This is a genomic window from uncultured Parasphingorhabdus sp. (assembly GCF_963677535.2).
Taxonomy (GTDB): Bacteria; Pseudomonadota; Alphaproteobacteria; order Sphingomonadales; family Sphingomonadaceae; genus Parasphingorhabdus.
The window spans coordinates 2014397-2039829 of sequence record NZ_CAXXUT010000003.1 but is presented as its reverse complement, the minus strand read 5'-3'; the positions used below and the strand labels follow the sequence as shown (position 1 = coordinate 2039829).

At 60.2% G+C, this 25433-nt stretch carries 21 protein-coding genes; 9 read left to right on the top strand and 12 right to left on the bottom strand.

Annotated elements, in window-relative coordinates; translation table 11 throughout:
- Nucleotides 1–99 precede the first annotated feature (99 nt).
- The 10 genes from ACHZCJ_RS16805 to hisG all read right to left on the bottom strand — a co-directional run bounded on the left by ACHZCJ_RS16805 (nt 100) and on the right by hisG (nt 10122).
- The gene (locus ACHZCJ_RS16805; protein WP_321327738.1) at nt 100–600 is read right to left on the bottom strand and encodes a hypothetical protein; all 501 of its coding nucleotides are present in this window, start codon (nt 598–600) and stop codon (nt 100–102) included.
- A gap of 156 nt (nt 601–756) precedes the next feature.
- Nucleotides 757–1635 carry a transcriptional regulator gene (locus ACHZCJ_RS16800; RefSeq protein ID WP_394700164.1) on the bottom strand — a complete coding sequence of 293 codons (879 nt, stop codon included), beginning with the start codon at nt 1633–1635 and terminating at the stop codon, nt 757–759.
- 2 nt (nt 1636–1637) lie between these two features.
- A complete protein-coding gene (locus tag ACHZCJ_RS16795) occupies nt 1638–2849 on the bottom strand; it encodes a GNAT family N-acetyltransferase (RefSeq protein ID WP_321327736.1) in 1212 nt (403 codons plus the stop codon).
- A gap of 166 nt (nt 2850–3015) precedes the next feature.
- Nucleotides 3016–5142 carry a sodium-translocating pyrophosphatase gene (locus ACHZCJ_RS16790; protein WP_321327735.1) on the bottom strand — a complete coding sequence of 709 codons (2127 nt, stop codon included), beginning with the start codon at nt 5140–5142 and terminating at the stop codon, nt 3016–3018.
- Nucleotides 5143–5298: 156 nt separating this feature from the next.
- Nucleotides 5299–6234: a thiamine-phosphate kinase gene (gene thiL, locus ACHZCJ_RS16785; RefSeq protein ID WP_321327733.1), complete on the bottom strand. Its 936-nt coding sequence runs from the start codon at nt 6232–6234 to the stop codon at nt 5299–5301.
- Nucleotides 6231–7154, bottom strand: coding sequence for an alpha/beta hydrolase (locus tag ACHZCJ_RS16780; protein WP_321327731.1), 924 nt, complete (start codon nt 7152–7154; stop codon nt 6231–6233). Before ACHZCJ_RS16780 ends, thiL begins: the two co-directional genes overlap by 4 nt.
- 31 nt (nt 7155–7185) lie before the next feature.
- A complete protein-coding gene (gene nusB / locus ACHZCJ_RS16775; protein WP_100094172.1) occupies nt 7186–7632 on the bottom strand; it encodes a transcription antitermination factor NusB in 447 nt (148 codons plus the stop codon).
- Entirely contained in the window at nt 7629–8153 is a 525-nt protein-coding gene (locus tag ACHZCJ_RS16770; protein ID WP_321327728.1) for a DUF1993 domain-containing protein, read from the bottom strand. Before ACHZCJ_RS16770 ends, nusB begins: the two co-directional genes overlap by 4 nt.
- Nucleotides 8154–8176: 23 nt before the next feature.
- Nucleotides 8177–9472 carry a histidinol dehydrogenase gene (gene hisD / locus ACHZCJ_RS16765; RefSeq protein WP_321327726.1) on the bottom strand — a complete coding sequence of 432 codons (1296 nt, stop codon included), beginning with the start codon at nt 9470–9472 and terminating at the stop codon, nt 8177–8179.
- A complete protein-coding gene (hisG, locus tag ACHZCJ_RS16760) occupies nt 9472–10122 on the bottom strand; it encodes an ATP phosphoribosyltransferase (RefSeq protein WP_089131743.1) in 651 nt (216 codons plus the stop codon). Before hisG ends, hisD begins: the two co-directional genes overlap by 1 nt.
- A 45-nt stretch (nt 10123–10167) precedes the next feature.
- Between hisG and ACHZCJ_RS16755 the strand changes: the two genes are divergently transcribed.
- Nucleotides 10168–11223, top strand: coding sequence for a DUF2332 domain-containing protein (locus tag ACHZCJ_RS16755; RefSeq protein ID WP_321327725.1), 1056 nt, complete (start codon nt 10168–10170; stop codon nt 11221–11223).
- Nucleotides 11224–11309: 86 nt separating this feature from the next.
- Here the strand turns inward: ACHZCJ_RS16755 and ACHZCJ_RS16750 are convergent, their stop codons facing one another.
- Together ACHZCJ_RS16750 and ACHZCJ_RS16745 are read right to left on the bottom strand one after the other, a co-directional pair.
- Complete coding sequence (locus ACHZCJ_RS16750; protein ID WP_321327723.1) at nt 11310–12203, bottom strand: pirin family protein; 894 nt, start codon at nt 12201–12203, stop codon at nt 11310–11312.
- Nucleotides 12204–12479: a BolA family protein gene (locus tag ACHZCJ_RS16745; protein ID WP_321327721.1), complete on the bottom strand. Its 276-nt coding sequence runs from the start codon at nt 12477–12479 to the stop codon at nt 12204–12206.
- 115 nt (nt 12480–12594) lie between these two features.
- Here ACHZCJ_RS16745 and ACHZCJ_RS16740 point away from each other — a divergent pair, with 115 nt between their 5' ends.
- The 8 genes from ACHZCJ_RS16740 (at nt 12595) to ACHZCJ_RS16705 (ending at nt 25414) form a co-directional block, all read left to right on the top strand.
- Nucleotides 12595–13203 (top strand): DnaJ domain-containing protein, encoded by a 609-nt coding sequence (locus ACHZCJ_RS16740; RefSeq protein ID WP_321327720.1) that lies wholly within the window; start codon nt 12595–12597, stop codon nt 13201–13203.
- Nucleotides 13204–13257: 54 nt separating this feature from the next.
- On the top strand, nt 13258–14247 hold the full coding sequence (cobS, locus tag ACHZCJ_RS16735) for a cobaltochelatase subunit CobS (RefSeq protein WP_159647949.1): 990 nt from the start codon (nt 13258–13260) through the stop codon (nt 14245–14247).
- 294 nt (nt 14248–14541) lie between these two features.
- Entirely contained in the window at nt 14542–16653 is a 2112-nt protein-coding gene (locus tag ACHZCJ_RS16730; protein WP_321327718.1) for a transglycosylase domain-containing protein, read from the top strand.
- 87 nt (nt 16654–16740) lie between these two features.
- Nucleotides 16741–18564: a cobaltochelatase subunit CobT gene (cobT, locus tag ACHZCJ_RS16725; protein WP_321327717.1), complete on the top strand. Its 1824-nt coding sequence runs from the start codon at nt 16741–16743 to the stop codon at nt 18562–18564.
- 4 nt (nt 18565–18568) lie between these two features.
- Nucleotides 18569–19240, top strand: a complete 672-nt coding sequence (locus ACHZCJ_RS16720; RefSeq protein WP_321327715.1) for a nitroreductase — start codon at nt 18569–18571, stop codon at nt 19238–19240.
- A 183-nt stretch (nt 19241–19423) separates the two neighbouring features.
- Complete coding sequence (locus tag ACHZCJ_RS16715) at nt 19424–22573, top strand: CHAT domain-containing protein (RefSeq protein WP_394700163.1); 3150 nt, start codon at nt 19424–19426, stop codon at nt 22571–22573.
- The gene (locus ACHZCJ_RS16710; RefSeq protein ID WP_321327712.1) at nt 22573–24627 is read left to right on the top strand and encodes an adenylate/guanylate cyclase domain-containing protein; all 2055 of its coding nucleotides are present in this window, start codon (nt 22573–22575) and stop codon (nt 24625–24627) included. Before ACHZCJ_RS16715 ends, ACHZCJ_RS16710 begins: the two co-directional genes overlap by 1 nt.
- Nucleotides 24614–25414 (top strand): hypothetical protein, encoded by an 801-nt coding sequence (locus ACHZCJ_RS16705; RefSeq protein WP_321327711.1) that lies wholly within the window; start codon nt 24614–24616, stop codon nt 25412–25414. Before ACHZCJ_RS16710 ends, ACHZCJ_RS16705 begins: the two co-directional genes overlap by 14 nt.
- The last annotated feature ends 19 nt before the right edge of the window (nt 25415–25433 follow it).

Sequence of the window (25433 nt, the reverse complement as noted above, 5' to 3'; positions counted from 1 at the left end):
CCGGCTCTGCGCGGGAGCGGACGCTGTGCTCGGTGCATAACGCGATAATCTCGTCCGGACTGGCGGCCGAGGCGGTGGAGATGCTGGCGTTGATGATGATCATAGCTTCAGCGCCGCACGCGTCGTGCTTTTCGACATGAGATAGGCCAGCAACCCTGCGACAATCGTCACGACTGCGGTAAAAGCCATCGGCGTGAACCGCAGTTCCGGCCCCGCGCCCTGCAAGACCATCACAATCAGAAACGCCGGGATCAGCGTCATCGCCAGATGTTTTAATGCCAGAACAAAAGGCGCAAAACCGGCCCGGGAGTCAGCTGCCAGCCCGGGCGCGACCTTGCCCGATTTGCGCTGCGACACGGTGATCGCGTAGACGATCAACGTCAGCATCAGGCTCATCAGCACGGCAATGGCCACCAGCGTTCCACCCAGATTGGGCGCGGAATCGCCAAGGGGCAACGTCGCCGGAACAAAGGCCAGATCGCGGGTCAGCCAGTAATTGATCCCGCCGGCCAGTATAATATTCACCACCGCATCGGTACGCGCCTGCTTCTCTACGAACGCTTCCATGGTGACGGGCGGTGCCGTTGCGCTGCTGGCCATATTCTCTCTCCCTGTTTTTGGGAGGAGAGTGACGGTGACAGGGGGAATGTCAAGGGGGGAGGTTCGCGATACTATGTGATCACCATTCGCGATAGTGACAAGCGGCACCGAACCACCTTGCCCTCTCCTCTGATGACCAGAAGGCGAAAACAGCCCTTATTGGCGTTGACCCGATATCTTCCTGAGCACCCGCCACGCGAGCGCCTTCGTCCTGCTCCGCGCCGGAAACCGTCCCGGTGCCTTGGGCGTCAAGCCTCGCTTGCGCAGCCAGCCGTTGAACGCCCGCGCGTCCGCTTCTTCAAAACTCCAGTCGGAGCGCCAGGTGATCGAGAGCGAGATGCTCGGTTCCGGCCCGTTCTGCACAAAATGCGGCGCCATTACCGGCACGAAAATTGCTTTGCCGGGCGTCAGATGGTGGCGCGTGCCCTCGGCTGCAAAATCATCCTGCCAGACCAGATTGCGGTGGCCGCCGGTGTGATAGCCCTCGTGGATTTCGTCGGCGGCAAAGCGGGCGTTGCCGGCCGGAAACGTGGTCATCCATTTCTCGCCGCGCAGCTGCAGCAGGATATTATGCTCCGGGTCGAAATGATAAGGCGTCACCGCGCCAGGCGAGGACACGAAGACGAATCCCTGCGGCTTCAGCATCTGGCCGGTCTTGGCCTCCAGTATCGGCCTGATTTCGGCGAGCAGTGAAAGCAGCAACGCTTCATATTCCGGCACCTGCTCGATGTTCTTGAGCACCGCCCAGCTTGCCGACTGGTCGATCATCCGGATCGTGTCGCCAATCGCCATGCCATTATCCGGCACATCCTCCGGCCTGATTCCGACCGGCAGATCGCCCGGATTATACTCGACGCTCGCTTGTGGCATCGCCTCGCCGAGCTGCGCCAGCGCCTCCAGCGTCAGCAATTCGTGCGAACGCAAGTCATGGTCGAAAAGCTGCGCCTGTTCGGGATAACAGGCGTCAAATTGCCGCCGCATGTCCGCGCCGAAAACCGGCTGCCGGAAACTGTCCCTGTGAGAAATCTGGTTCATGACTACACCTCTGCCGGATCGAAAATTTTTCGCTTTCTGAGCTTGCCCATCCCCCGCTCGCCCAGCCGGACGCCGCGGAAGACAGCGCGGTCGGCGAGACGCTGCGGTTCGATCGAGAAGCGGCCTATATGGCGGCGGCCGGACCAGAGATGGTCGATCATCGGATGACCTTCAGCCGCGCAACTGTCGACCCAGTCCACTGCATCCTTGTCGAGACAATCGAGATTTTCAATCTGCAGCTGCACGCCGGGTGAATAGCTTGCATAATCCTCATCAAAGGCGGTCTTGAATTCAAAACCGCCGCGACCCGAGCGGAAATTGACCAGCATCGCGACCGGCTGTCCGTCAAGACACATGTCCCGCCGCTCCAGCTGTCCGCTTTGCGCCGCGCCGCGCACGGTCGCACGGAAAAATTCGCGGGTGGCGTCGGCGCAGTCCAGCGCCGAGCCGCTTTTGCCTTTCCATCCCTTGCGTTCGAGCGCCAGAAATTCGTCAATCCAGCTGTCCAGATTGGTCCGGTCCTGGAGGCAGGAAAATTGCAGCTCTCCGAGCTCTCCCAGCCGGCGTTTGATCCGCAGCAGTTCCTTGCGCTTCTTCTTGCGGATATTGGTCCGGTAATATTCGTCTGCCGTGCAATGCGCTTCCAGCAGCGCCCGGGCCTCGCTATGCACCAGATCGCAACGCCGCTTCTGCCCGTCGCAGACCATGCGCAGGGCCTGATCCAGCGGACCGTTTATGGTCATGCCGTTGATGTGGAGAAAACCCGGCCACCCGCGTTCGTCCAGTGCGGCGAGCAGCTTTTCCCAGAACATCGGTTCAAAGCCCTTGCGGACCAGCGGTGTGCCGAGAAAGCAATTGTGATGCATCCAGTTCTGGACGTGGGGCACCGGCCAGCGCCCGAATTGCTGTTCCGGACCGACCGGCATCAGGCCGAGTAACGGGGAACGGTGCGGTTCGCCCGCCCAGAGCAAAAACAGTTGCAGGTCATCATGGTGGCGCAATTGCGCCAGCGCCGGAACCAGGAACCAGTGCTCGTAAAATATATTCGGCTCGCTGGCCTGTCCGGCGAGATCGCTCCAGGCCTCGACGAGTCTGGCATCGATCCTGGACGGGGGATGAAAATGTGCGGCGAACTGCCGTGCGGACCGGTCTCCGGCGAGACCATCAGCTCCGACATCCCTGCCCTGCATCGTCTGAAACCCGCTCAAATCCATCGAAATCGTTCCACCCGCATCATTGCCACCTTCGCTGGCCGGACTAGCGCAAAAGGGGTAAAATCTTATTAACGCTGTCGGCAGCGCGATCGGCGCACCGGCACGAACAAAAAACCCGCCGGAATCGCTTCCGGCGGGGTTCTGATTGGACCGGTTTATGCGGGTGCTAGTGCACGCCGCCCTGCGCCGCATAAAGCGCTGCGAGCAGCAGCAATGCGACGATATTGGTAATCTTGATCATCGGGTTGACGGCGGGTCCTGCGGTATCCTTATAGGGGTCGCCGACAGTATCGCCGGTCACCGCAGCCTTGTGGGCTTCCGAGCCCTTACCGCCGTGATTGCCATCCTCGATATATTTCTTGGCATTGTCCCAGGCACCGCCACCCGCTGTCATCGACAGGGCAACAAACAGGCCGGAGACAATCACGCCGAGCAGCAACGCACCAAGAGCGGCAAAGCCATTGGCCTGACCGGCAACCGCAGTGATCACGAAATAGACCACGATCGGCGCGAGCACCGGCAGCAGCGACGGCAGGATCATTTCCTTGATCGCCGCCTTGGTCACCAGATCCACGGTCCGGGCATAGTTGGGGCGTGACGTGCCATCCATGATGCCCTTGTCAGCGGCGAATTGTGCGCGCACGTCCTTCACCACGTCACCCGCAGCGCGTCCCACAGCGGTCATGCCCATGGCTCCGAAGAGATAGGGCAAAAGCGCGCCGAGCAGCAGGCCGACAATGACATAGGGATTTTCCAGGCTGAAGCTGACTTCGAGGTTCGGGAAGAACTCTTTCAGGTCAGCGGTATAAGCGGAGAACAGCACCAGTGCTGCCAGACCGGCCGAGCCGATGGCATAGCCCTTGGTGACAGCCTTGGTGGTGTTGCCAACCGCATCCAGCGCGTCGGTTTTCTCCCGGACGCTGTCATCGAGACCCGACATTTCGGCAATGCCGCCCGCGTTATCGGTGACCGGACCATAAGCATCCAGCGCCACGACCATACCGGCAAGCGCCAGCATCGACGTTGCCGCAAAGGCGATGCCGATCAGGCCGGCAAGCTGGTAAGCGACGACGATACCAACGACGATGACCAGAGTCGGCAGAGCCGTTGCTTCCATCGAAATGGCAAGGCCCTGGATCACGTTCGTGCCATGGCCAGTTTCCGACGATTTGGCGATCGACCGCACCGGACGATATTCCGTTCCGGTATAATATTCGGTGATCCAAATGATCAGACCGGTGACGGCCAGTCCCACCATCATCGACCAGAACAGCGCCATGCCGGTGAAACCGCCTGTGCCATCGAGCGCGGTGCCGATCGGCGTGTCCATGTCGCCGAGCGTGCGCATGGTGACATAATAGATGGCCGGGATCGAAAGGATCGCCGTGGTCAGGAAGCCCTTGTACAACGCGCCCATGATGTTCGTGCCACTGCCGAGGCGCACCATATAGGTGCCGATGATCGACGTCAGGATGCAGACACCACCGACGATCAGCGGCAGGGACATCAGGTCATAGAGCATGGCGCTGCCGACAAGATCGCCGAACAGCAGGGCCAGCAGAACCATGGTCGCACCAACGGTCACGACATAGGTTTCGAACAGGTCAGCCGCCATACCGGCGCAGTCGCCGACATTGTCGCCGACATTGTCCGCGATGGTAGCCGGATTGCGCGGATCATCCTCGGGGATGCCCGCTTCGACCTTGCCGACCAGATCGGCGCCGACGTCGGCAGCCTTGGTAAAGATACCGCCGCCCAGACGCGCGAAGATCGAAATCAGCGAGGCGCCAAAGGCCAGCGCGACCAGCGCGTCGATGACCGTGCGGTCATTGGCCGCCATGCCCATCTGGGTGGTCAGCACGTAGAAGAAGATCGAGATGGCCAGCAAGGCGAGACCCGCCACCAGCATACCGGTCACGGCACCGGCACGGAATGCGACGGTGAGGCCGGTTTGCAGGCTTTCGCTGGCACCCTGCGCCGTGCGGACATTGGCGCGAACCGAAATATTCATGCCGATATAGCCCGCGACGCCGGAAAGAATGGCACCAAGCAGAAAGCCGACTGTAGAAATGGGGCCGAGGAAGAGGAATACCAGAACCGCGACGACAATGCCGACGAGGCCGATTGCGCGATATTGGCGGTTCAGATAGGCTTGTGCGCCTTCCTGGATCGCGCCGGCAATGGATTGCATTTTCTCGTTGCCGGCGGGTGCATTGAGCACCTGACGGCTGGTGATAAAGCCGTATAATATGGCTATCAGGCCACATAAAATTGAAATGGTGACTACAGTCATTACTGAGCATCCCCCCCTATTTTTTTACGAGCACCCCATTGATCAGGGCGCTTTCGCGACAGGTATAGTGCGGGAAATGCGAAGGGTGCAAGCCCTGATTTCCCGCGCCGGCGGGAACGCTTTTGAGCCTATTCAATTTGATAGAATTTGCCTGGATCAGGCGTGCACAAACCCCATATCGTCGGGCAATTCCAGTCGTTCGCCGTGGCTGTGCAATGCGATACCGGACCCGGGTCGACAGATGCCCACGCACGTCAACGGCACTGACAATACGGTTTCCGGGCTGGCGGTGAGCAACAGCTGGTAATCGTCGCCTCCGGTCGCTGCCTTCATCCGCGCATCCCGGTCAGTGCCCACCAAAGTCTGGAACGGTTTCGACAACGGCAGTTCCGCCAGATCGATTTCGATCTTCACGTCGCTGGCTGCCGCAATACGCGACGCATCGAGCAGCAGCCCGTCGGAGACATCCATCATGCTGCTGACCAGATTGGACAATATCCGCCCCTCTTCCAGCCGGGGTGTCGGCCGGGTGTGCGCCTTCAACAGTGTTGCGCTAATGTCTATATCATCGGCCTGCAACGCACCGGATGCAATTTGCAGCCCCGCCCAGGCATCGCCGATGGTTCCGGTAACATATACAGCATGACCAGGCCGGGCGTTGCTGCGGGAGGGCACTATATGCCCCTTCGCTTCGCCAATGGCTGTCAGGCCGAATGTCCGCGGCGCATTGTCGCCCATCGCCACGGTATCGCCACCCAGCAGCGGAACAGAAAAGCGGTCGATCGCCTGCTTCAGCCCTTCGACGAAGGCGGCGTCCCAGGCGTCACCGGCGGTCCGGCCATAGCCGAGCAGCAAGCCGAGCGGCTTTGCCCCCTTGGCTGCCAGATCGGAAAGATTCACCGCAACCAGCTTCCAGGCGACATCCGCGGGATCGGCATCGCGCAGAAAATGCATGCCTTCGACCATCATGTCGTGGGTCATCACCAGCTTGTGTCGGCCGAACGGCATCATGGCAACGTCGTCGGCCAGCCCGCGGGCTGCTGGATGCGTGGTGATCGCCTTGAGCCGGTCGATAAATTCCAGTTCGTTCAAGAGAGTGCGTGCTCCAGTGCCATTCTGATGGAAGCGTTGGCGCGCTTGCTGACCGCTGCCTGTGGGGCAAATCCATTGAATCCGTGCGGCGCGCCTGGGTAGATAGCAAGCTCAACCGGAACGCCGGATGAACGAAGACGATTGGCATAGGCAATATCTTCGTCGAGAAACAGATCGAGATCGCCGCACATGATATAGGCGGGCGGCAGTCCGGCGAGATCGGTAGCCCGCGCTGCCGCGGCATATGGGCTGGCACCGCCTTCCTCGGCATAGAGCGACCAGGCATGTAGCGAGGTTTCCCGCGTCCAGCTGGTCGGCGGGATGTCCATATGACCGGAGGGCGTGTCGTGCTGATCATCGAGCATCGGGTAGATCAGCAGCTGGAAAGCGATATCGGGACCGCCCCGGTCGCGGTTCATCAGCGCCGCGCTCGCCGCCAGCCCGCCCCCGGCACTCGGTCCACCAAGCACGATTTTGCGCGGATTGCGGTTTTTCGCAACCCGCTCGATCACCGCGCATACATCGCGGGCGGCAGCGGGCGCGCGATGCTCCGGCGCCATCCGGTAATCGACCGAGACTACCGGCGCGAGCGATGAAAAGCCCCGGGCCGACAAATCGTCGGCGCTGCCCATCACGTAACCACCGCCGTGCAGCCAGATGATGGTACAATCCGGGTAGAGCACATCCCGGGCGCGATATTCGATCACCGCAACATCGGGGTCGCCATCGAGTCCCGGCATATGATATTCGTCTTTCTGACCGTCATATTCCGGCAGGTCCGCGCTCATTTGGGCGAACATCGTATCCAGCGCGGCACGCGCCGCGGCCACATCGCTCTTCAATATATCGAACAGATAGGGTCCGTCGGCCGCAATGACGTCTCGAAAAGCCGGATCCAGGCGGTCTAGAAAGTCGGACATTATTCTCCCCCGTGTTGGCGGGGAAGATTGTTCAGCCCCGCACCTGCTTGGCGATGCTATCCAGAAGCCCGTTTACGAAACCGGCGTCCTTCTTGTTGAAGAAGGCATGGGCGACGTCCAGATATTCGTCAATTACCGTTGCGATCGGTACGTCTTCCTGTGCGACCAGTTCAAATGTGCCACAGCGCAGGATCTGGACCATCGTCTTGTCGAGCCGTCCCAGCGTCCAGCCGGCGGCCAGTTTCGAAGCAACCAGCTGGTCGATTTCTTCCATCCGCGAGGTCACGCCGATGACCAGATCGTCAAAGAAGTCGCGTTCGGCCGGATGATATTGGTCATCCTCGATTTCCTTGCCGAGCCGGTGGTCGTGAAATTCCTTGAGCAGCTTGGGTACCGGCGTCTTTTCCATCTGATGCTGGAACAGCGCCTGGACCGCAGCCAGCCGGGCAGCGGATCGGGAGGTGGATTTTGCGGTCATGTCCTTTTCATCCGCGGAACGCCGAGAAAATCGCCCTTGCCGATCGGGAATCCGCGCTGGCGGAGCAGGTCATAAGCGGTGGTCGCGTGAAAATAGAAATTCGGCTGAGCAAAGCTCAGCAGGAAATTTTCAGCGGTGAAGGGCATGACTCGATCCTTGAAGCGGAACTCCATATGCTGGCCGGCAAAGCCTTCCATCTCGGCTTCGCTAATCGCTTCGAGCCCGGTCTTTGCTTCATCAAGCTTTTCATAGAGGCCGGCCCAATCTTCGGGCGGCGGGGCCAGACTGGGTGTAAACACGCCCTCCCTGACGCCTTCAATGGCGCCGAGCGAATGTTCGCGGCAGCATTTTACCTGATAGGAAAAGGGCAGCATATCCTCGATCAGTCGCGCGCCGATAATCTCTTCCGGTGCGGTGCCATTGTCTTCGCAATGGGCCTTGGCCTTGTCGACAAGCTTGCGAACCGCCGCGATGATCTGCAGCTGGGTCGGGATTATGGCGTCATATAGGGAAATGGTCATGGACTTTTCTCTCTCTTTGGATGTCAGATCCGGTCGAGCCGTTTTTGCACGCTGGCAGCATGGGCTGGCAGGCCCTCCGTTTCAGCCAGCGCGACCGCGGCCGGGCCGATATTGTGCAGGGCCTGCTCGTCGCAGTGGATGAAGCTGGTACGCTTCATGAAATCCGTCACCGACAGACCGGACGAGAAACGCGCCCGTCGCCCGGTCGGCAATACATGATTGGGGCCGGCGACATAATCACCGACGGCTTCGGGAGTATGCCGGCCGAGGAACACCGATCCGGCGTGGCGGATCTTGCGGAATAGCGCATCGGGATCATCGACCGCCAGTTCCAGATGTTCGGCCGCCAGCCGGTCGACCAGCGGCACCGCCTGATCCAGCCGGTCGACGATTATGATCGCGCCATTGTCGTTCCAGCTGGTAGTGGCGGTTTCGGACGTTGCGAGGACACCGAGCTGTTCATCCACTTTAACAGAAACTTGTTCGGCAAATTTAGCATCATCTGTGAACAGGATGGACTGGCTGGTCGGATCATGTTCCGCCTGGCTGAGCAGATCGGCGGCGATCCAGTCCGGATCATTCTTGCCATCGGCAACCACGACGATTTCCGATGGGCCGGCAACCATATCGATACCGACAACACCGAACACCTGCCGCTTGGCTTCGGCCACCCAGGCATTGCCGGGACCGGTAATGACGTCGACCGGTTTGATCTTTTCCGTGCCATAAGCGAGCGCGGCCACCGCCTGTGCGCCGCCGATCCGCCAAATCTCGTCCACCCCTGCCAGTTCGGCCGCAGCCAGCACCAGCGGATTGATATAGCCGCCGGGCGCCGGGGTCACCATGATGATATGCTCGACACCGGCGACCTTGGCCGGAATCGCGTTCATCAGCACCGAAGACGGATAGGCCGCGCGGCCACCGGGAATATAGATGCCCGCCCGCTCGACCGCGCCCCAGCGCGCACCGATGCGCACGCCAGCATCGTCCATATAGTCCCTGTTATCAGGGAGTTGCCCGTCATGATAATCACGAATTCTCAAGGCCGCCAGCTCCAGCGCAACCCGCAAGGATGCTTCCAGTCCTTCCAGTGCCGCTTCGGATTCCGCCTTGTCGACGCGCCAGCCGGTCTGCTCCAGATCATGCTGGTCAAACTTGCCGGTCAGCCGCGCAACAGCGTCATCGCCGTGATCCCGAACATCCTGAATGATCGCCCGAACATCCGCCGAAACATCCGCATCCGCTTCGCGCCGGGCATTGACCAGCGCGTCAAAGGCGGCATCGAAATCCGGATCAGAAATGGAGAGTCGAAGAACCATCAGACCTGCCCCGCCAGCTCGCGGAATTTCTGTACCAGCGGGGTCAGCTCGGCGCTGCGCATCTTGTAAGCCGCACGATTGACCACCAGCCGTCCGGAGATGTCCAATATCCGGTCGGTCTCGACCAGAGCATTGGCTTTCAGCGTGCTACCGGATTCGACCAGATCGACGATATGCCGCGACAGGCCGAGCGAGGGTGCCAGTTCCATTGCGCCATTAAGTTTCACGCATTCGGCCTGAATGCCCTTGCTCTCGAAATAGCGGCTGGTGAGATTGGGATATTTGGTGGCGACCCGCAAATGCGAGATATTCCCGACCTCCTCGGCATCGTCCTTTGGTTGCGCCACCGACAGACGACAGCGACCGATTCCGAGATCGACCGGCGCGTATAATTCACTATAGCCGAATTCCTCGATCACGTCGGACCCGACGATGCCGATCTGCGCCGCGCCATGGGCGACAAAGGTCGCCACATCAAACGCCCGTACCCGGATGATCGACATATGCGGCAGATTCGTCGCGAATTGCAGACTGCGGTTGGACTTGTCAAAAAAGGCGTCTTCTGGCACGATCCCCGCCTGCTCCAGGAGCGGCAAGGCATCGTCGAGAATCCTCCCTTTCGGAATTGCAAAGATTAGTGGTTTGGCCATGATGGCCGCGGCTTTACGGCTTCGCAGATGAAAGGGCAACGAGTTATGGATATTTTGGACGTCGAAGATATCGCGCAGGGAATGCGCGGCCAGGCGGAACATTGCCGGCGCAACGATGCCCCGGTAACAGCCTCGATCATCATCGCCCAGTTGGCTCTGATCAACGGCCCGACAGCCTGCGGGCAAAAGATCGCGCAGTGGCCGGGAAAACCGCTGGAAGACGCGATGCCGCTGCGCCTCACCGGCGGCCTGCATCATCTCTATCTCAGCGGCAAGGAACCCCGGCTGGCGGATATTTACGAGGGAAGGATCACCAATCAGGATGCGATTGATCATCTGGTGGGACAGGTTGTCGCCGACCATGATGCCGATCTCCTGCCCTGGTTCGACAGCCCGCCGCAGACCAACGAATCCGGACGGTCAGCGAGTTTCATGGCGGGCCTGCTCTGGCTGTCCGGGCGTATCGGTCCGCGATTCGAACTGCTCGAACTGGGCGCCAGCGCCGGGGTGAATACGATGATGGGCCGCTATCATTATGATCTGAACGGCGTTGAGGCGGGGCCGGAGGATTCGCCGATGCGGATCAGGCCCGAGTGGCGGGGACCGCCTCCCCCGCAGGCCCCGGTCGAGATTGACAGCGCCCGCGGCTGCGACCAGAATCCGATCGATCTCACCGACGATGAAACCGCCGCCCGGCTCAAGGGCTATATCTGGCCGGAAATGCCCGCCCGCTTCGAACGGATGGAAGCCTCGATCGCGCTGGCCAAGCAGAATCCGCCCGATGTCGCCAAAGCCGATGGCGCCGACTGGGTTGAAGAGCAGCTTACCCTGCCCCAAGAAGCCGGCGTCACACGGGTGCTGATGCATTCGATTGTCTGGCAATATCTGCCGCAGGCAACCAAGGACCGGATTACAGCGGCGATGGAGATGGCCGGCAAAGCGGCGACCCCGGACAGGCCCATTGCCTGGATGTCGCTGGAAACCAACCGCAAGACCTTCAGCCACGAGCTGATCATCCGCCATTGGCCGGGCGGCGAGCAACCGGCACTGCTCGGGCGGGCTCACGCCCATGGCGCGTGGGTGGAATGGTTTGAGGAATAGAGACTATGTGCTCCGCACTTGATGCGGAGCTCTGGCGTCGTCAGCGCATGCCTCCCGGGGCTCCGCATCAAGTGCGGAGCACAGCCCTAATCCGTAATCGTCTTTGGCTTGCCGTCCGGCAGCGGAATATATTCATCGGGATCGCCCGGAACCTCGGGAAATCGGCCTTCAAACCAGTCGGCCTTGGCCTGCTCGATCCGCTCCTTGCTCGACGAAACAAAATTCCACCAGACATGGCGTTCGGTGGCAAAAGCCTCGCCACCGAGCAACATCGCACGGCCGCCCGACAGAGATGAGAGCGAGACCTTCGCCCCCGGCGCGATCACATAGAGCATATATTTTTCCAGCGGCACGCCATCCAGCGCACCATCACCGTCGACCAGCATCACCGCCCGTTCGTCGGCCTCCGCATCAATCGGGATCGCGCCTCCGGCGTAGAGCAGGATATCGGCATACATTGTCTCGGCATGACAGGAGGTCGGCGCCGTCTGCCCCCAGAGGCTCCCCATGATGATCCGGGCTTTTGCGCCACTATCATCGACCAGCGGCAAATCATCCACTCCGACATTCTCGAACGTCGGATCGATCTCTTCCTTGCCATCGGGGAGTGCCAGCCAGGTTTGCATCCCGAACATCGGTTTCTTCTCGTCCTGCGTTTCCACCGGCGAGCGTTCCGAATGGACAATCCCCCTGCCCGCGGTCATCAGATTGACTTCGCCCGGCCGGATTGTCTGGTGCGTGCCCAGACTGTCGCGATGATCGATTGCGCCTTCGAACAAATAGGTTACCGTTGCCAGATTGATATGCGGATGCGGACGGACGCCCATGCCCGGCCCTTCCGGCAATACCGCCGGACCGAATTCATCGACAAAGATAAACGGCCCCACCATCCGCCGATGCCGAGTTGGCAGAACCCGGCGGACCTGAAACTTGCCGAGATCATGCGTGGTGGGGGTGATGGTCTGCAGGATGCCGAACATTTACTCCCCCGGTGCCCTCGCCTTGATTGCCATCGCGTGAACCTTGTCGCGCATCAGGTCGCCCAGCGCCTTGTTGACCATCCGCTGGCGATTAAGCCGGGACTGGCCTTCAAACGCCGCGCATTGGATTTCGACGGTAAAATGCGATTCCCCGCTGCCATCGTCGCCGGCATGGCCATGATGGCTGGCGCTGTCGTTGGTCACGACGAGCGATATCGGCGCGAGTTCGGCGGTGAGCCTTTTTTCTATCTCGCTGTGGACTGGACCTTTGGGCATCGAATCTCCATATTGCTTTTTCACTCACCATATTAGCCGTTTGCACCGCCCTTGTCGAAGCGCGTTTGCGGCTTTCAGACCGTCCGGCGAACCGCGCGGGACCAACGGAGCAATATTGACTGTTTCCCCCAAGAGAAAAGCCAACCGCTTCTACGGACGCGTGGAAACCGAAGGCCAGCCCTGCGCGATTGACGGCTGCGCGGAATCCGGCGAATTTCGCGCGCCGCCCCTCTATGGCCGTGGCCGCAGTCACGATGGCCCCGGCGAATATCGCTGGCTCTGCCTCGACCATGTCCGCGAGTTCAATCAGGGCTATGACTATTTCGCCGGCATGGATTCCGAGGAGATTTTCGAAGCCCAGCATCCGGTCAGAGGATGGGATTCATCGCGCCGAATCTATGACGGCGGCGCCGGCGCGCAACCGGCCTGGGCCGATTTCACCGATCCGCTGGATGCGATCGGCGCGCGCTTTGCCAGCCTCAAGACAGCCGCCAATAGACATGGACGTTCGATATCGAAAGCAGACCAGAATGCGCTCAGGACGCTAGGGCTTGGCGACAGTGACGCAAAATCCATTGTCCGCAGTGATATCCGCAGCGCCTATTCCGCGCTGGTGCGCAAATATCATCCCGATCGCAACGGTGGCGACCGCAGCCACGAGAAACAGTTGGCAAAAGTGATCGAGGCCTATACGCAGCTTAAGGAATCACCGGATTTTAGATAGTGGCTCGCCCTTTTCGCATTTCCTAGGGCGGCAAAGATTTTTCGAAGGACTATGATGACCGACATACCCGATATCACCCCAGACGCCAGCGACGAAACCATATTGGCCGCGCCCGACATCACCGTCGATGCCCGCGAAGTGTTCGGAGTGGACGTGGATATGCAGGTTCCGGCGTTCAGTCTGAAGGACGAACGGGTTCCCGATCTCGATCCGTCCTATGTGTTTGATCCGGAAACCACGATCGCGATCCTTGCCGGCTTCGCCTTCAACCGCCGGGTGATGGTGCAGGGCTATCACGGCACCGGAAAATCGACCCATATCGAACAGGTCGCCGCACGGCTCAACTGGCCCTGCATCCGGATCAACCTCGACGCACATATCAGCCGTATCGATCTGGTCGGTCGCGACGCGATTGTCCTGAAGGACGGCCAGCAGGTTACCGAATTCCGCGAAGGTCTTTTGCCCTGGGCGTTGCAGACGCCGACCGCCCTGGTGTTTGACGAATATGACGCCGGTCGCCCGGATGTGATGTTCGTAATCCAGCGCATCCTGGAAGCGGAAGGCAAGCTGACCCTGCTCGACCAGAACAGGGTGATCCGGCCCGATCCCTATTTCCGCCTGTTCGCCACCGCCAACACCGTAGGCCTCGGCGACACCAGCGGGCTGTATCATGGCACGCAGCAGATCAACCAGGGCCAGATGGACCGCTGGAATATCGTGGTGACGCTGAACTATCTGCCGGCCGAGACCGAATCCAAGGTGATCCTGTCGAAAGTGCCCGAAGCCGGTGACGAGACGGTGGAAAATATGATCAAGGTTGCGGATCTGACCCGTCAGGGATTCATCAACGGCGATATTTCCACCGTGATGAGCCCGCGAACGGTGATCAGCTGGGCACAAAATGCCGCGATTTTCAAAAATGTCGGCTTCGCCTTCCGCCTCTCCTTCCTCAACAAATGCGACGAAGCGGAGCGGATGCTGGTAGCGGAATATTATCAGCGGGTATTTGGTGAGGATCTGCCGGAAAGCGTGATGGGCGGTTAGGCTGTCGACGCCGGCTTTACGGGTTCGATAAACGAGCTATATTCACGGGCGAGGAAGCCCATGAACCGAGCTGAAAATTCGAATATCAAATGGGAGTAGTTCGCAAGGTCATGCGAGAGGACCGCAGGATTCTCGCGGCCTTGGCGGAATTTGACAAGACCGGAAAATACCCCGACCGGGTCGAAACCGAACTGAAACAGCAAAAGTCAAAAAAATGATGTTCATCGGCGGGCAATCGCCGTTCGACTATTTCCGCTCGCATATGGCGTATTATTTTTGTAATACAGTAAATTGATGCACGATCTTACCTCTTCTGATCCCGGACGCAAGCGCTGGTACTGGCCGTTTGCCCGGCGAAAGACCGCTGAATCCACTTACTATGAACCCTATGCTGATGCCGTACCGCCGCGCATTGACGAACCGGTGGCGCCGCTCAAGAAGCCGCGCGGCAAATGGTGGTGGTTCAGCCGCGCGGTAGCGGCCGGGCTTTTGCTGTTCATCCTGCTCGTTGCCTATCTCGCCATCACCGCGCCCCTGTCCAAATCGCTGCAACCGATTGCCCCGCCGCAAATCACGCTGCTGACATCGGACGGACAGCCGTTCGCCCGCAACGGGGCGGTGGTCGATGATCCGGTGGAGGTGGCGAAACTGCCCGACCATGTGCGCGAAGCCTTCATGGCGATCGAGGACCGGCGTTTCTATTCGCACTGGGGCGTCGATCCGCGCGGCCTGGCACGGGCGCTGTGGAGCAATATCTCGGGCAGCGGCATGACCCAGGGCGGCAGCACGATCACCCAGCAACTCGCAAAGACGACCTTCCTGACGCCGGAACGCAGCCTGACCCGCAAGGCGCGGGAAATGCTGATCGCCTTCTGGTTGGAGGCCTGGCTGACCAAGGACGAGATACTCGAACGTTACCTGTCCAATGTCTATTTCGGCGACAATGTCTACGGATTGCGCGCCGCATCGCTGCATTATTATTATCGCCAGCCGGAAAATCTCAAGCTGGAGCAGGCGATCATGCTTGCCGGTCTGGTGCAGGCCCCGTCGCGCCTCGCCCCGACGCGCAATCCCGATCTGGCCGCCAAGCGGGCCAATCTGGTCAAGTCCGCAATGGTCAGCGCCGGCTATCTGAGCCAGCAGCAAGCCGATAGACTGGGCATCGCGAGACTGGACGTCCGGGCGAAAAACATCCTGCCCACGGGGACCTATTTTGCCGACTGGGCGATGCCGCAGGCCCGCGCTCTGACCGATCTGAGCTATGAACGCCTTGCCCTGACCACGACGCTGGATGCCAGAATGCAGGAAATCGCCCGCCGGGCGATTGCTCGCGCGCCGCTCGGCCAGGCGCAGGTCGCGCTGGTCGCGATGCGGCCCGACGGCGAAGTCGTGGCAATGATCGGCGGCAAGGATTATGCAAAATCCGCCTTCAACCGCGTTACCCAGGCGCAGCGGCAACCGGGTTCCACCTTCAAGCTGTTCGTCTGGCTGGCGGCCCTGCGCTCCGGCATGAGTCCGGATGCTATGGTCGACGACAGCCCGATTACGAAGGGTGGCTATCTGCCGAAAAATGCCGGCGAGAAATATCGCGGAGAAATAAGTCTGCAGGAAGCCTTTGCCCGTTCCAGCAATGTCGCGGCCGTACGGCTTTTTGGCCAGATCGGCGACAAGGCGGTCATTCGGGAGGCCCGCAATCTCGGCGTCAAGTCCCCGCTGGCCGAGGATGATCCCAGTCTCGCGCTCGGCACATCCACGATGAATCTGATGGAGTTGACCGCGGCTTATGCCGGGGTTGCCGGCAATCGCTGGCCGGTCGTTCCCTATGCCTTCAAGAAGGAAGAGCAGAGCTGGACCGAGTGGCTGTTCGACTGGCCCGGCCGCTATAACGCCAGGACCCATGTCGACATGGAAAAATTGCTGCGGGCGGCCGTCAATAATGGCACCGGACGGCGGGCAATGCTGACCATCCCCAATTATGGCAAGACCGGCACTAGCCAGAATAATCGCGACGCACTGTTCGTCGGCTATGCCGGCGAAGGCGAGGACCGGCTGGTGGTGGGCGTGTGGATCGGCAATGATGACAATTCACCGCTGAAAGGGATCAGCGGCGGTAGCCTGCCGGCGCGTATCTGGAAGGATTTCATGCAGCAGGCCGTGCAGTCCAAAAAACCAGCCGGCAGCACCAAACCGCAGGACAAGCCGGATCCCGAAGGGCCGGTCACGCCGCTCGACCTGCCGGAGATCCCGGAAATTCCTGTAGAAATCGGCGATGCGGAGGTCCGGATAAACGGCGACAGCGGCGTCCGCGTGGGCACGGAAATAGGCGGTGTGCCGGTGGATTTGCGGATTGACGGCGAGGGTGTGGCGATCGAACGGCGCCAGGCGGAAACCCCGCCGGGACAGTAAACCCTCGCGGGGGATCCCGCCTAACAAAAAAGCAGGAAATTAGGCCTTTGATTCCCCTCGCCTTTCCGCTTAAAGCTGTTCGCTTCTATGGCTGACCGTTCCAAACTTGATGATCTCAAAGATGTGCTGGGCGGTGCTGCGCGCGCAATCGCCCGCGAGCCCGATCTGGAGCTGGCCTATACCGCCGAAGCGCCTTCGCAGGCCGGCCAGCATCTCAAGGTGCCAATGCCCGCGCGCGATCTGCCACCGGCGCAAGTCGCGGAAGCGCGGGGCTTTGCCGACAGTTTCTCGCTGAAATTACGGCATCATGACGAAGCGACCCATCGCAGGAATGCGCCGCAGGAAGCCTTGGCGCGCGCCTGTTTTGACGCGCTCGAACAGGTCCGCACCGACGCGCTGGGCTCCCGCAACATGTCGGGTGCCAAGGACAATCTGAATGCGGCGCTGGAAATGCGCATGCGCTCCGACCCGATCGCGCGGGCACAGAATCGCGACGAGGTTCCGATTTCCACGGCCCTCGCCCTGCTGGCGCGGGAGAAGCTGACCGGACAGGCGCCACCGCAAGGCACCGTCAAAGGCCTCGACATGCTGCGCGAGTGGATCGAGGAAAGCGCCGGTGCCGATCTCGACGGCCTCAACCTGACGCTCGACGACCAGAGCAGTTTCGCAAAATTGTCGACACAGTTGCTACAGCATCTCGACCTGATCAAGTGCGACGAGCAATCCGAAGCCGACGACAACGACGACGAGGATAGTGACGAAGACAGCGACGACAGCCAGGATGACGGTGCCGACGAGGAAGCCACCGGCGATCAGGGCGAGTCCGAAATGCGCTCCGAACCATCGGACGACGACAGCCAGGACGGCGAAAGCGACCAGAATGCCGAGGAACTGGAAGAAGGCGCCGAAGAGGAAATGGGGGACGCCGGCGACGATGGCATGATGCCGGTCCGTCCCAACCGGGCGATGTCCGACCTGCCTCCCGGATTCAACTATGCGCCGTGGACCGAAAAATATGACGAAGTGGTCAGCGCCACCGAGCTGTGCGACGAAGAGGAACTGACTAGGCTGCGCGCCTTCCTCGACCAGCAGCTGACCAATTTGCAGGGCGCGGTGACGAAACTCGCCAACCGCCTGCAACGCCGCCTGATGGCACAACAGAACCGCAGCTGGGATTTCGATCAGGAAGAAGGCATGCTCGATGCCGCCCGCCTCGCTCGCGTGGTCAGCAATCCCTCGCACAGCCTGTCCTACAAGATCGAGCGCGAGACCGATTTCCGCGACACGGTGGTGACCCTGCTGATCGACAACAGCGGTTCGATGCGCGGCCGGCCGATTTCTATTGCTGCCATCTCTGCCGATATCATGGCGCGCACCCTGGAGCGTTGCGGCGTCAAGACCGAAATCCTCGGCTTCACCACCCGCGCCTGGAAAGGTGGCCAGACCCGCGAGGACTGGCTGGCGGCGAATCGCCCGGCCAACCCCGGACGGCTCAACGACCTGCGCCATATCGTCTACAAGAAAGCCGACGAACCCTGGCGCCATGCCAAGAAAAATCTCGGGCTGATGATGCGCGAAGGCCTGCTCAAGGAAAATATCGACGGCGAGGCCCTGCTGTGGGCGCACAGTCGGCTGATCGCTCGCCCCGAAGAACGCCGTATATTGATGGTGATCTCCGATGGCGCGCCGGTCGACGACAGCACATTGTCGGTCAACCATGGCGCCTATCTGGAAAATCACCTCCGCAAGGTGATCGAATGGATCGAAAGCCGCTCGCCAGTGCAGCTGGTCGCCATCGGTATCGGCCATGACGTGACCCGCTATTACAAGAAAGCCGTGACGATCATGGATGCCGAGCAACTGGGCGGAACCATGGTCGAGCAGCTGGCCGGTCTCTTTGACGAGGATTGATTGAATGAACGTAACCGAAGCCGTCACCTCCCGCCGGTCCGTCCGCCAGTTTCTCGACAAGCCGGTTGACCAGTCGACGCTCGAACGCGTTCTTGAAACCGCCCAGCGCGCTCCTTCCGGCGGCAATACCCAGCCGTGGAGCGCGGTTGTCGTTGGCGGCGATGCGCTCAAGGACATTACCGCCAAGATCAAGGCAAAGGCCGCGACCGCGCCGATGGGCGAAGGCATGGAATATGACATTTACCCAAAGGATCTAGACGGCCGCTACGAAGAACAGCGCCGCGCGGTCGGCAAGGGGATGTTCGATGCCGTCGGTCTGGAACGCGGCGATAGCGCCGGACGGGTCGCACAGATGGCAAAAAACTGGGACAGTTTCGGCGCGCCGGTGCAATTGTTCACCTATACCAGAAAATATATGGGCCCACCGCAATGGTCGGATATGGGCATGTGGCTGCAGACCGTCATGCTGTTGCTGCGCGAGCAGGGACTCGACAGTTGCCCGCAGGAAATCTGGGCGATGTACGGTACCTATATGCGCGAATTGCTCGGCATCGATGACGAGCACATCTTCTTTTGCGGCATGGCGATCGGCTATCGCGATCCCGATGCACCGATCAACACGTTCGATGTACCCCGGATCCCGATCGGCGACGCCATAGAGTTTCGCGGCTTTTAACCAGTCTCGACGGCGGTTTTCCGCGATTGCCACGGGTAAAATAACCCTGCTTTGTGACGATGGTCACTTAATTTCGCCACGATGTCGATATTCTCCAATCCAAGACTCGGATTTTGAAGCTAACTAGTGTAGTTATAACAATATTCTGGGTCGCGATTTATATTGTCAAAGTCTGAGGGGGCTTTGCAATACACAAAATTGTGGGAGAATATCGTGCACCGGACGAGGATCGGCACAATAATATCGACGATGGGCTTGCTCGCAAGTCCAGCGCTCGCGCTTGCGCAAGGCACTCCGGTGTCCATGCGCGACAGTTTTCCGATCGGAAGCAGCGAAGGCATCCTTTGCCAGGTGCAGGATCGCAGTATCGAAAGCAAAGCGAAAGCGGATATGTTCGACCGCAGCTGGGCTGTGGTCTGCCGCGATTCGGCAAGACCGGTCGGCTTTGTCTATTCGTCCCGATCGACCGAACAGGATTTACTGGCCCGGATCGCGCCCCATCGCAGCGAACCGGTGACCTGCCTCGACAACCGGTCACAGGCAGTGGTCGACGGTTTTCGCCACAGGGAATGCCGTCTGGCCGCAGAACCGGTCGCCTATTCGCTAATGCTCGGCGAACAAGATGGTACGACCTATGTCGCGGAGGGACTGGCGGCCTATGACAGTGCCACCTTGCTCGCGCTCAAGTCGATATTGAACGACTCCATCGTCGAGGGCAAAATCGACGTCGCGTCGACATCGATCGAGGACCCCTTTGCCTTTGCCCGTGTCCAGGCTGCAACGCTCAAACCCTTTCAGGCGCTCTCGGAAGGCTATCGTAGAAATCTCAGCGGCGACTATGCGGAGGCCGCGGCCTTTTTCGAAACGCTGCAGCAGCGCACTTCCGGCATGGAAGGGGAAGATATCAATCCCCGCGAATATCTGATCAACCGGGCGTTGCAAAAATCCAATCTGGGGGAATTTGGAGAAGCAAAAAATCTGTTCGAGCAAGCCGACGCAATCGGCGACAGCGACCCGATAACCGAGCGTCTTCAACGCAATTTCGAAACCATTGACCTGCTCAACCAGGGTCGCTTCGACGCAGCGATCACGCGAATCAATACCCCGCTCGAAACCACCAGGGCGGAACAGGCTGCATTGGCCGAACGGCTCGAGATAACCGTTCCGGTTTCCTCCCGCATCAACGGCAGCGCGCAGACCCGCAGCCTGCTCGGTTTTGTTGACGAAACCAGACTGAGCCCGCAGGAGCGCGCCGAGATTATCGATGCTCAGGCCTTGCAGCTGCTAGGCACGGCACAGCGTTTGAACGGCGAATCCGACGCCGCCCGGACATCCTTCATCTCGGCCTATAACCGCGCCATTGCCGTGCGCGACGGACGGGTGACATCGATCACCCGCCTGAGGGCCCAGACACTGGCAGAATTGTCGCTGATTGCGGAAGCCGACGGTAACATCGGTCAGGCGCGGGACTATTTGCGCGACGGCCTCGATCTGCTCAGCGTCCAATATCCGGAAACGCGGGCAGTCAATGCCGCCAAGGCGCGTCTTGCGGCCTTCCTGTTGCGCAATGGCAGTGAATCGGAAGCCCGCACTTTATATGAGGAAGTGGTCGACAGCTCGCTCGGCAAGCAGAGAGCGATTACCGGCATGTCGAACCAGCTTGCCCCCTATTTCGCGCTCCTGGCCAAAGACGGGGCAGCAACCGATCAGTTTTTCAAAGCCTCGCAGATACTGGTTCGCCCCGGTGTCGCCGAAACCCAGGCGGTCCTGTCGCGCGAGCTCAGCGGCGGCACCGATGAAGCGGCGCGGCTGTTCCGCCAATCCACCAATCTGACCCGCAGCATCGAAAAACTGCGCATTCGCTTCTCGGCGCTGGGCCGGGTCGAACAGACAGCGCAGATCCGCGCACAACGCGCGACGCTCGCGGACGAAATCGAGGCGCTGGAACGCAACCAGCAACTGACACAGGTCCGGCTTTCGGAATTTCCGCAATATCGGGCGATATCCGACCGTTTTCTCAGTCTCGATGATCTGCGCGCTACCATGCAGCCGTCCGAGGCCTATATGCGCATGTCGATAATCGGTGGCGATATATTCATGTTCTACGCCGATCAGTCGGCGGCCGAAATCTACCCGGTGGCGCTCGACGAGGCCGCGCTTGGCGCAAAGGTCGACACGATCCGCGATTCCATCTCGGTGCTGGAAAATGGCCAATATGTGACCTATCCGTTCGACATCGAAACAGCGCGCAGCCTGTTTGTCGATCTGTTCGGACCGGTCGCAGACCGGCTTGCCGGGAAGACGCATCTGATTTTCGAACCCGATGGCGCGATGCTTCGGCTGCCGATCAATCTGCTGGTCGCCGACGATGCGTCGGTCGCGACCTATCTTGCCAGAACCGAAACGATTGATGGCGACCCCTTTGATTTTGCCGGGGTCAAATGGCTCGGCAAGGGACTTGATATCAGCACCGCCGTATCCGCGCGGGCCTTTGCCGATGCGCGCAAGGCACCGCAATCCGATGCCGGGCGTCAATATCTCGGCATGGGCCGGAACGAACCGGTGCTGGCCAATACCAAGGTAGCCAGCGTCCGCGGCGCGGCGCCGAATGGCAGTGCCCAGTGCCAGTGGCCCCTCGGCCAGTGGAACAGCCCGATTTCCGATCGCGAGCTGAAAATGGCCCGGACCCTCATCGGCACAGATAGCTCCGCGCTGCTGACCGGTGCGGCGTTCACCGACAATGCCATCCTGTCGAACGAGAATATCAGTGACTATCGTATCCTGCATTTTGCCACCCATGGCCTGGTCACCCCGCCCAGCCCGTCCTGCCCGGCCAAACCTGCGCTGCTTACGTCCTTTGGTGAAGGGGAATCGGATGGTCTGCTTGCGTTTGACGAAATTTTCGATCTGAAACTGGACGCCGATGTGATCATTCTTTCGGCTTGTGACACGGCCGGGAAAGCCAGTATCGCGGCAACCCGGGAAGCCGGTATCAGCAGCGGTGGCGGTACAGCTCTCGACGGTCTGGTACGCTCCTTCATCGGCGCCGGCGGCCGTTCCGTTCTCGCCAGCCACTGGCCTGCCCCGGATGATTTCCGGGCAACGGAACGGCTGATAAACGGCCTGTTCAGCGATGGCCGCGGCCGCTCGATCACCGAAGCCCTGCGACTGTCCCAGACGGAACTGATGGATGATCCCGTCACATCCCATCCTTTCTATTGGGCCGGTTTTGCGCTGATCGGCGATGGCGCCCGGCTATTCCTGCCCGGGGAGGACAATGCATCTGTCAGCCTTGAAATATCACCAGCCCCCGCGAGAACGGCGCTCAAATAGTGGCAACCGAAACCGCCCCAACGGACCCGGTTGCCAATAATCGCGATGTCAAGGAAGGCGCCAGGGGCGTCCTGCAATCCCTGCGCCGGCTCTTCGACCAGCTCGGTCCGATCCGGCTGGCTTCGACGATATTGTTCATGGTTCTGGCACTGCTGGTCGCCCGTTACAGCTGGACAACACCGCTGATCCAAGAAGCCGAACGGGCGTTATATGACCTGCGCGCATCGGTTTTCGCGCCGGAGGTCGACAAGGACGAGAATATCGTCATGGTCGTGTATAATGAAGACACGCTGAAATTGACCGGTCAGCGGTCCCCGGTCGACCGGACCATATTGGCGCAAGCGCTCGAGACCATCGATGCGGCCAACCCGAAGTCGATCGGCATCGATATTCTGTTCACAATGCCGCAGGATGATGACGCGCTTCTGATCTCCACATTCAAGGAGATGAAGACGCCGACTTTCCTTGCCTATGCCGACCCGAAGGAAAATCCGGAAATCACCTTCGCCGAGCATGAATTCCTGCAGCAGTTTTTCGACGAGGTGCGCACCGAGAATGTGAAGCCTACCGATATCAAGCTGGAAACCGACAGCGACGGGGTGCAGCGCCGGTGGACGCCGCACCGGCCCGGCGCGCCGCCGTTCATGGCCATTGCCCTGACCGGGCCGAACCCCAAATTCGCCGCTAATGACGGGGCCATCCGCTATCATGTGCCGACATCGACCGACATGCCGGTATTCGACAAATTTCCGATCGAAAGCTTCGCCGATCCGGCCATCTCCGAGATGCTGGGATCGTTCATAGCCGGCAAACATGTGCTGATCGGTGGCGACTTTATCGATCGCGACCGTTTTGAAACCCCGGTCGGCGGATTGGCCGATGTGCAGGGCGATGACGGCAAGATGATCGGGCTGGAAGTCCACGCCCATATGCTGGCACAGTTGATCAGCGATGATCTGCCCGCTCCCATTCCGGCGTGGTCGCTGTGGCTGGGCGCGCTGATCGTGGCCATTTGCGGCGGCCTGTCCGCGCTCATCGTGGGCGATGCCCTGAAAGTGGCCTTCATTCTCATGTGCCAGTTCGTGTTCTTCCTGACCTTCCCTTTCCTGCTGCAGAATATGGGTGTCGATACGCTCACGCTACCGGCTTTTGGCTGGGGTTTCGGCTGGTTGCTGGGCTATGCATCGGTTGGATCCGCCGCCCGTACCATCAATTCCAAGCAGCGCGCCTTTGCGCAGAGCGCGCTCGGCAAATATCTGCCCAAATCAATCGCCACGGAAATCCTGAAGGACCCGGAGAAGCTCGCCCTGCATGGCGAAAAGCGAAAGATATTCGCGGTTTTCACCGATCTCGAAGGTTTTACCAAATTGACCCACGCGATCGAACCGGAAATGGTCGCCTATCTGCTCAACGACTATCTCGACCGGCTGAGCGAGGTGGCGCTGGAATATGGCGGCACGATCGACAAGTTCGTCGGCGATGCGCTGGTCACCTTCTGGGGCGCTCCTATCTCCTATCCCGACGACGGCGAACGAGCGGCCAAGGCGGCCTATGCGCTCTACCAGGCCGGCGAGGAATTTCGCAAAAATGTCCCCGAAGGCGTACCGCCGATCGGCCGGACGCGGGTCGGCATGCATTATGGCGATGCGATTGTCGGGAATTTCGGCGGCGAGGGCCGCATTCAATATACTGCGCTGGGCGATGCGATGAATACGGCAGCCCGCCTGGAGGCAGCCAACAAGGCGCTCGATACCAAGATATTGGTGAGTCAGGAAGCGATGGAACGGACCGGTCTCGACTGGTTCCGCCCGATGGGACGGATCACATTGCGCGGCCGTTCGACGCCGGTAGACGTGTTCGAGCCGGTGCCGGAATGGGAAGAAAAAGACCGCGCCACAGTGACCGCTGTCATAGCGGCCCACGCGAAGGGTGATAATGACTCGATCCAGGCACTGGGTGCCATGATCAAGCGATATGGTGAGGATCTCGGCCTCGCTAATCTGCTCAAACGACTGAAAAAGACCAAGAATGGAGAAAGCTATGCACTTGGATAAAAATGTTCTGGCATCGACCGGACGAATTCTTCCCGGCTTTGCGAAAGCGGCTCTCGGTACGGTTCTGCTGTTCGGCGCCGGTAGCGTCGCACTGGCCCAAAATATGATTGTGCGCTCGACCGGACCTTCCGCCAGCGCCTATCCGGCGGGCAAGAAAATGGGCAATAACGCGAAAATCACGCTGAAGGCCCAGGACAAGGTCACGATTTTGACCCAGTCGGGAACGCGCGTCCTGTCCGGTCCCGGCACCTATTCGCTGGCCAAGGGAAGCGGCTCGACATCAAGCGCCTCGACCCGGCTGTCCAGCTTCATCAACAATCGCGGCAGCCGCCGGGCCAGAACCGGAGCGGTTCGCGGCGACAGCAGCGCTGCGGTGGTCACGCCGAACAATCCCAATCTCTGGTTTCTCGACGTGACCAAGGGCGGGAAATTCTGTGTTACCAATCCGAACGGTCTGGTGGTCTGGCGGCCGGACTATACCGGCTCGGCAACCGCCTCGATCGTCGAACCGACGACCGGCAACGTGACCGAGATCGCCTGGCGTAAAGGCAATCCGCTGAAGGCCTGGCCGAAGGATGTTCTGCCGGTGACCAACGGTGCGAGCTATCGTCTGCTCGGTTCGAACGTACCACAATCGGTCGAGGTGGATTTCGTGGTTCTGGAGACGGAGCCGGCTGATCTTGACGACACGGCCGCTGTGCTGATCGAGAAAGGCTGCACCGGCCAACTGGATCTGCTGGTCGAGACGCTCAATGCAAATAACGAGGAACCGGCTGAACAGGGCTAGGCTCTGGGTGAATTCTGCC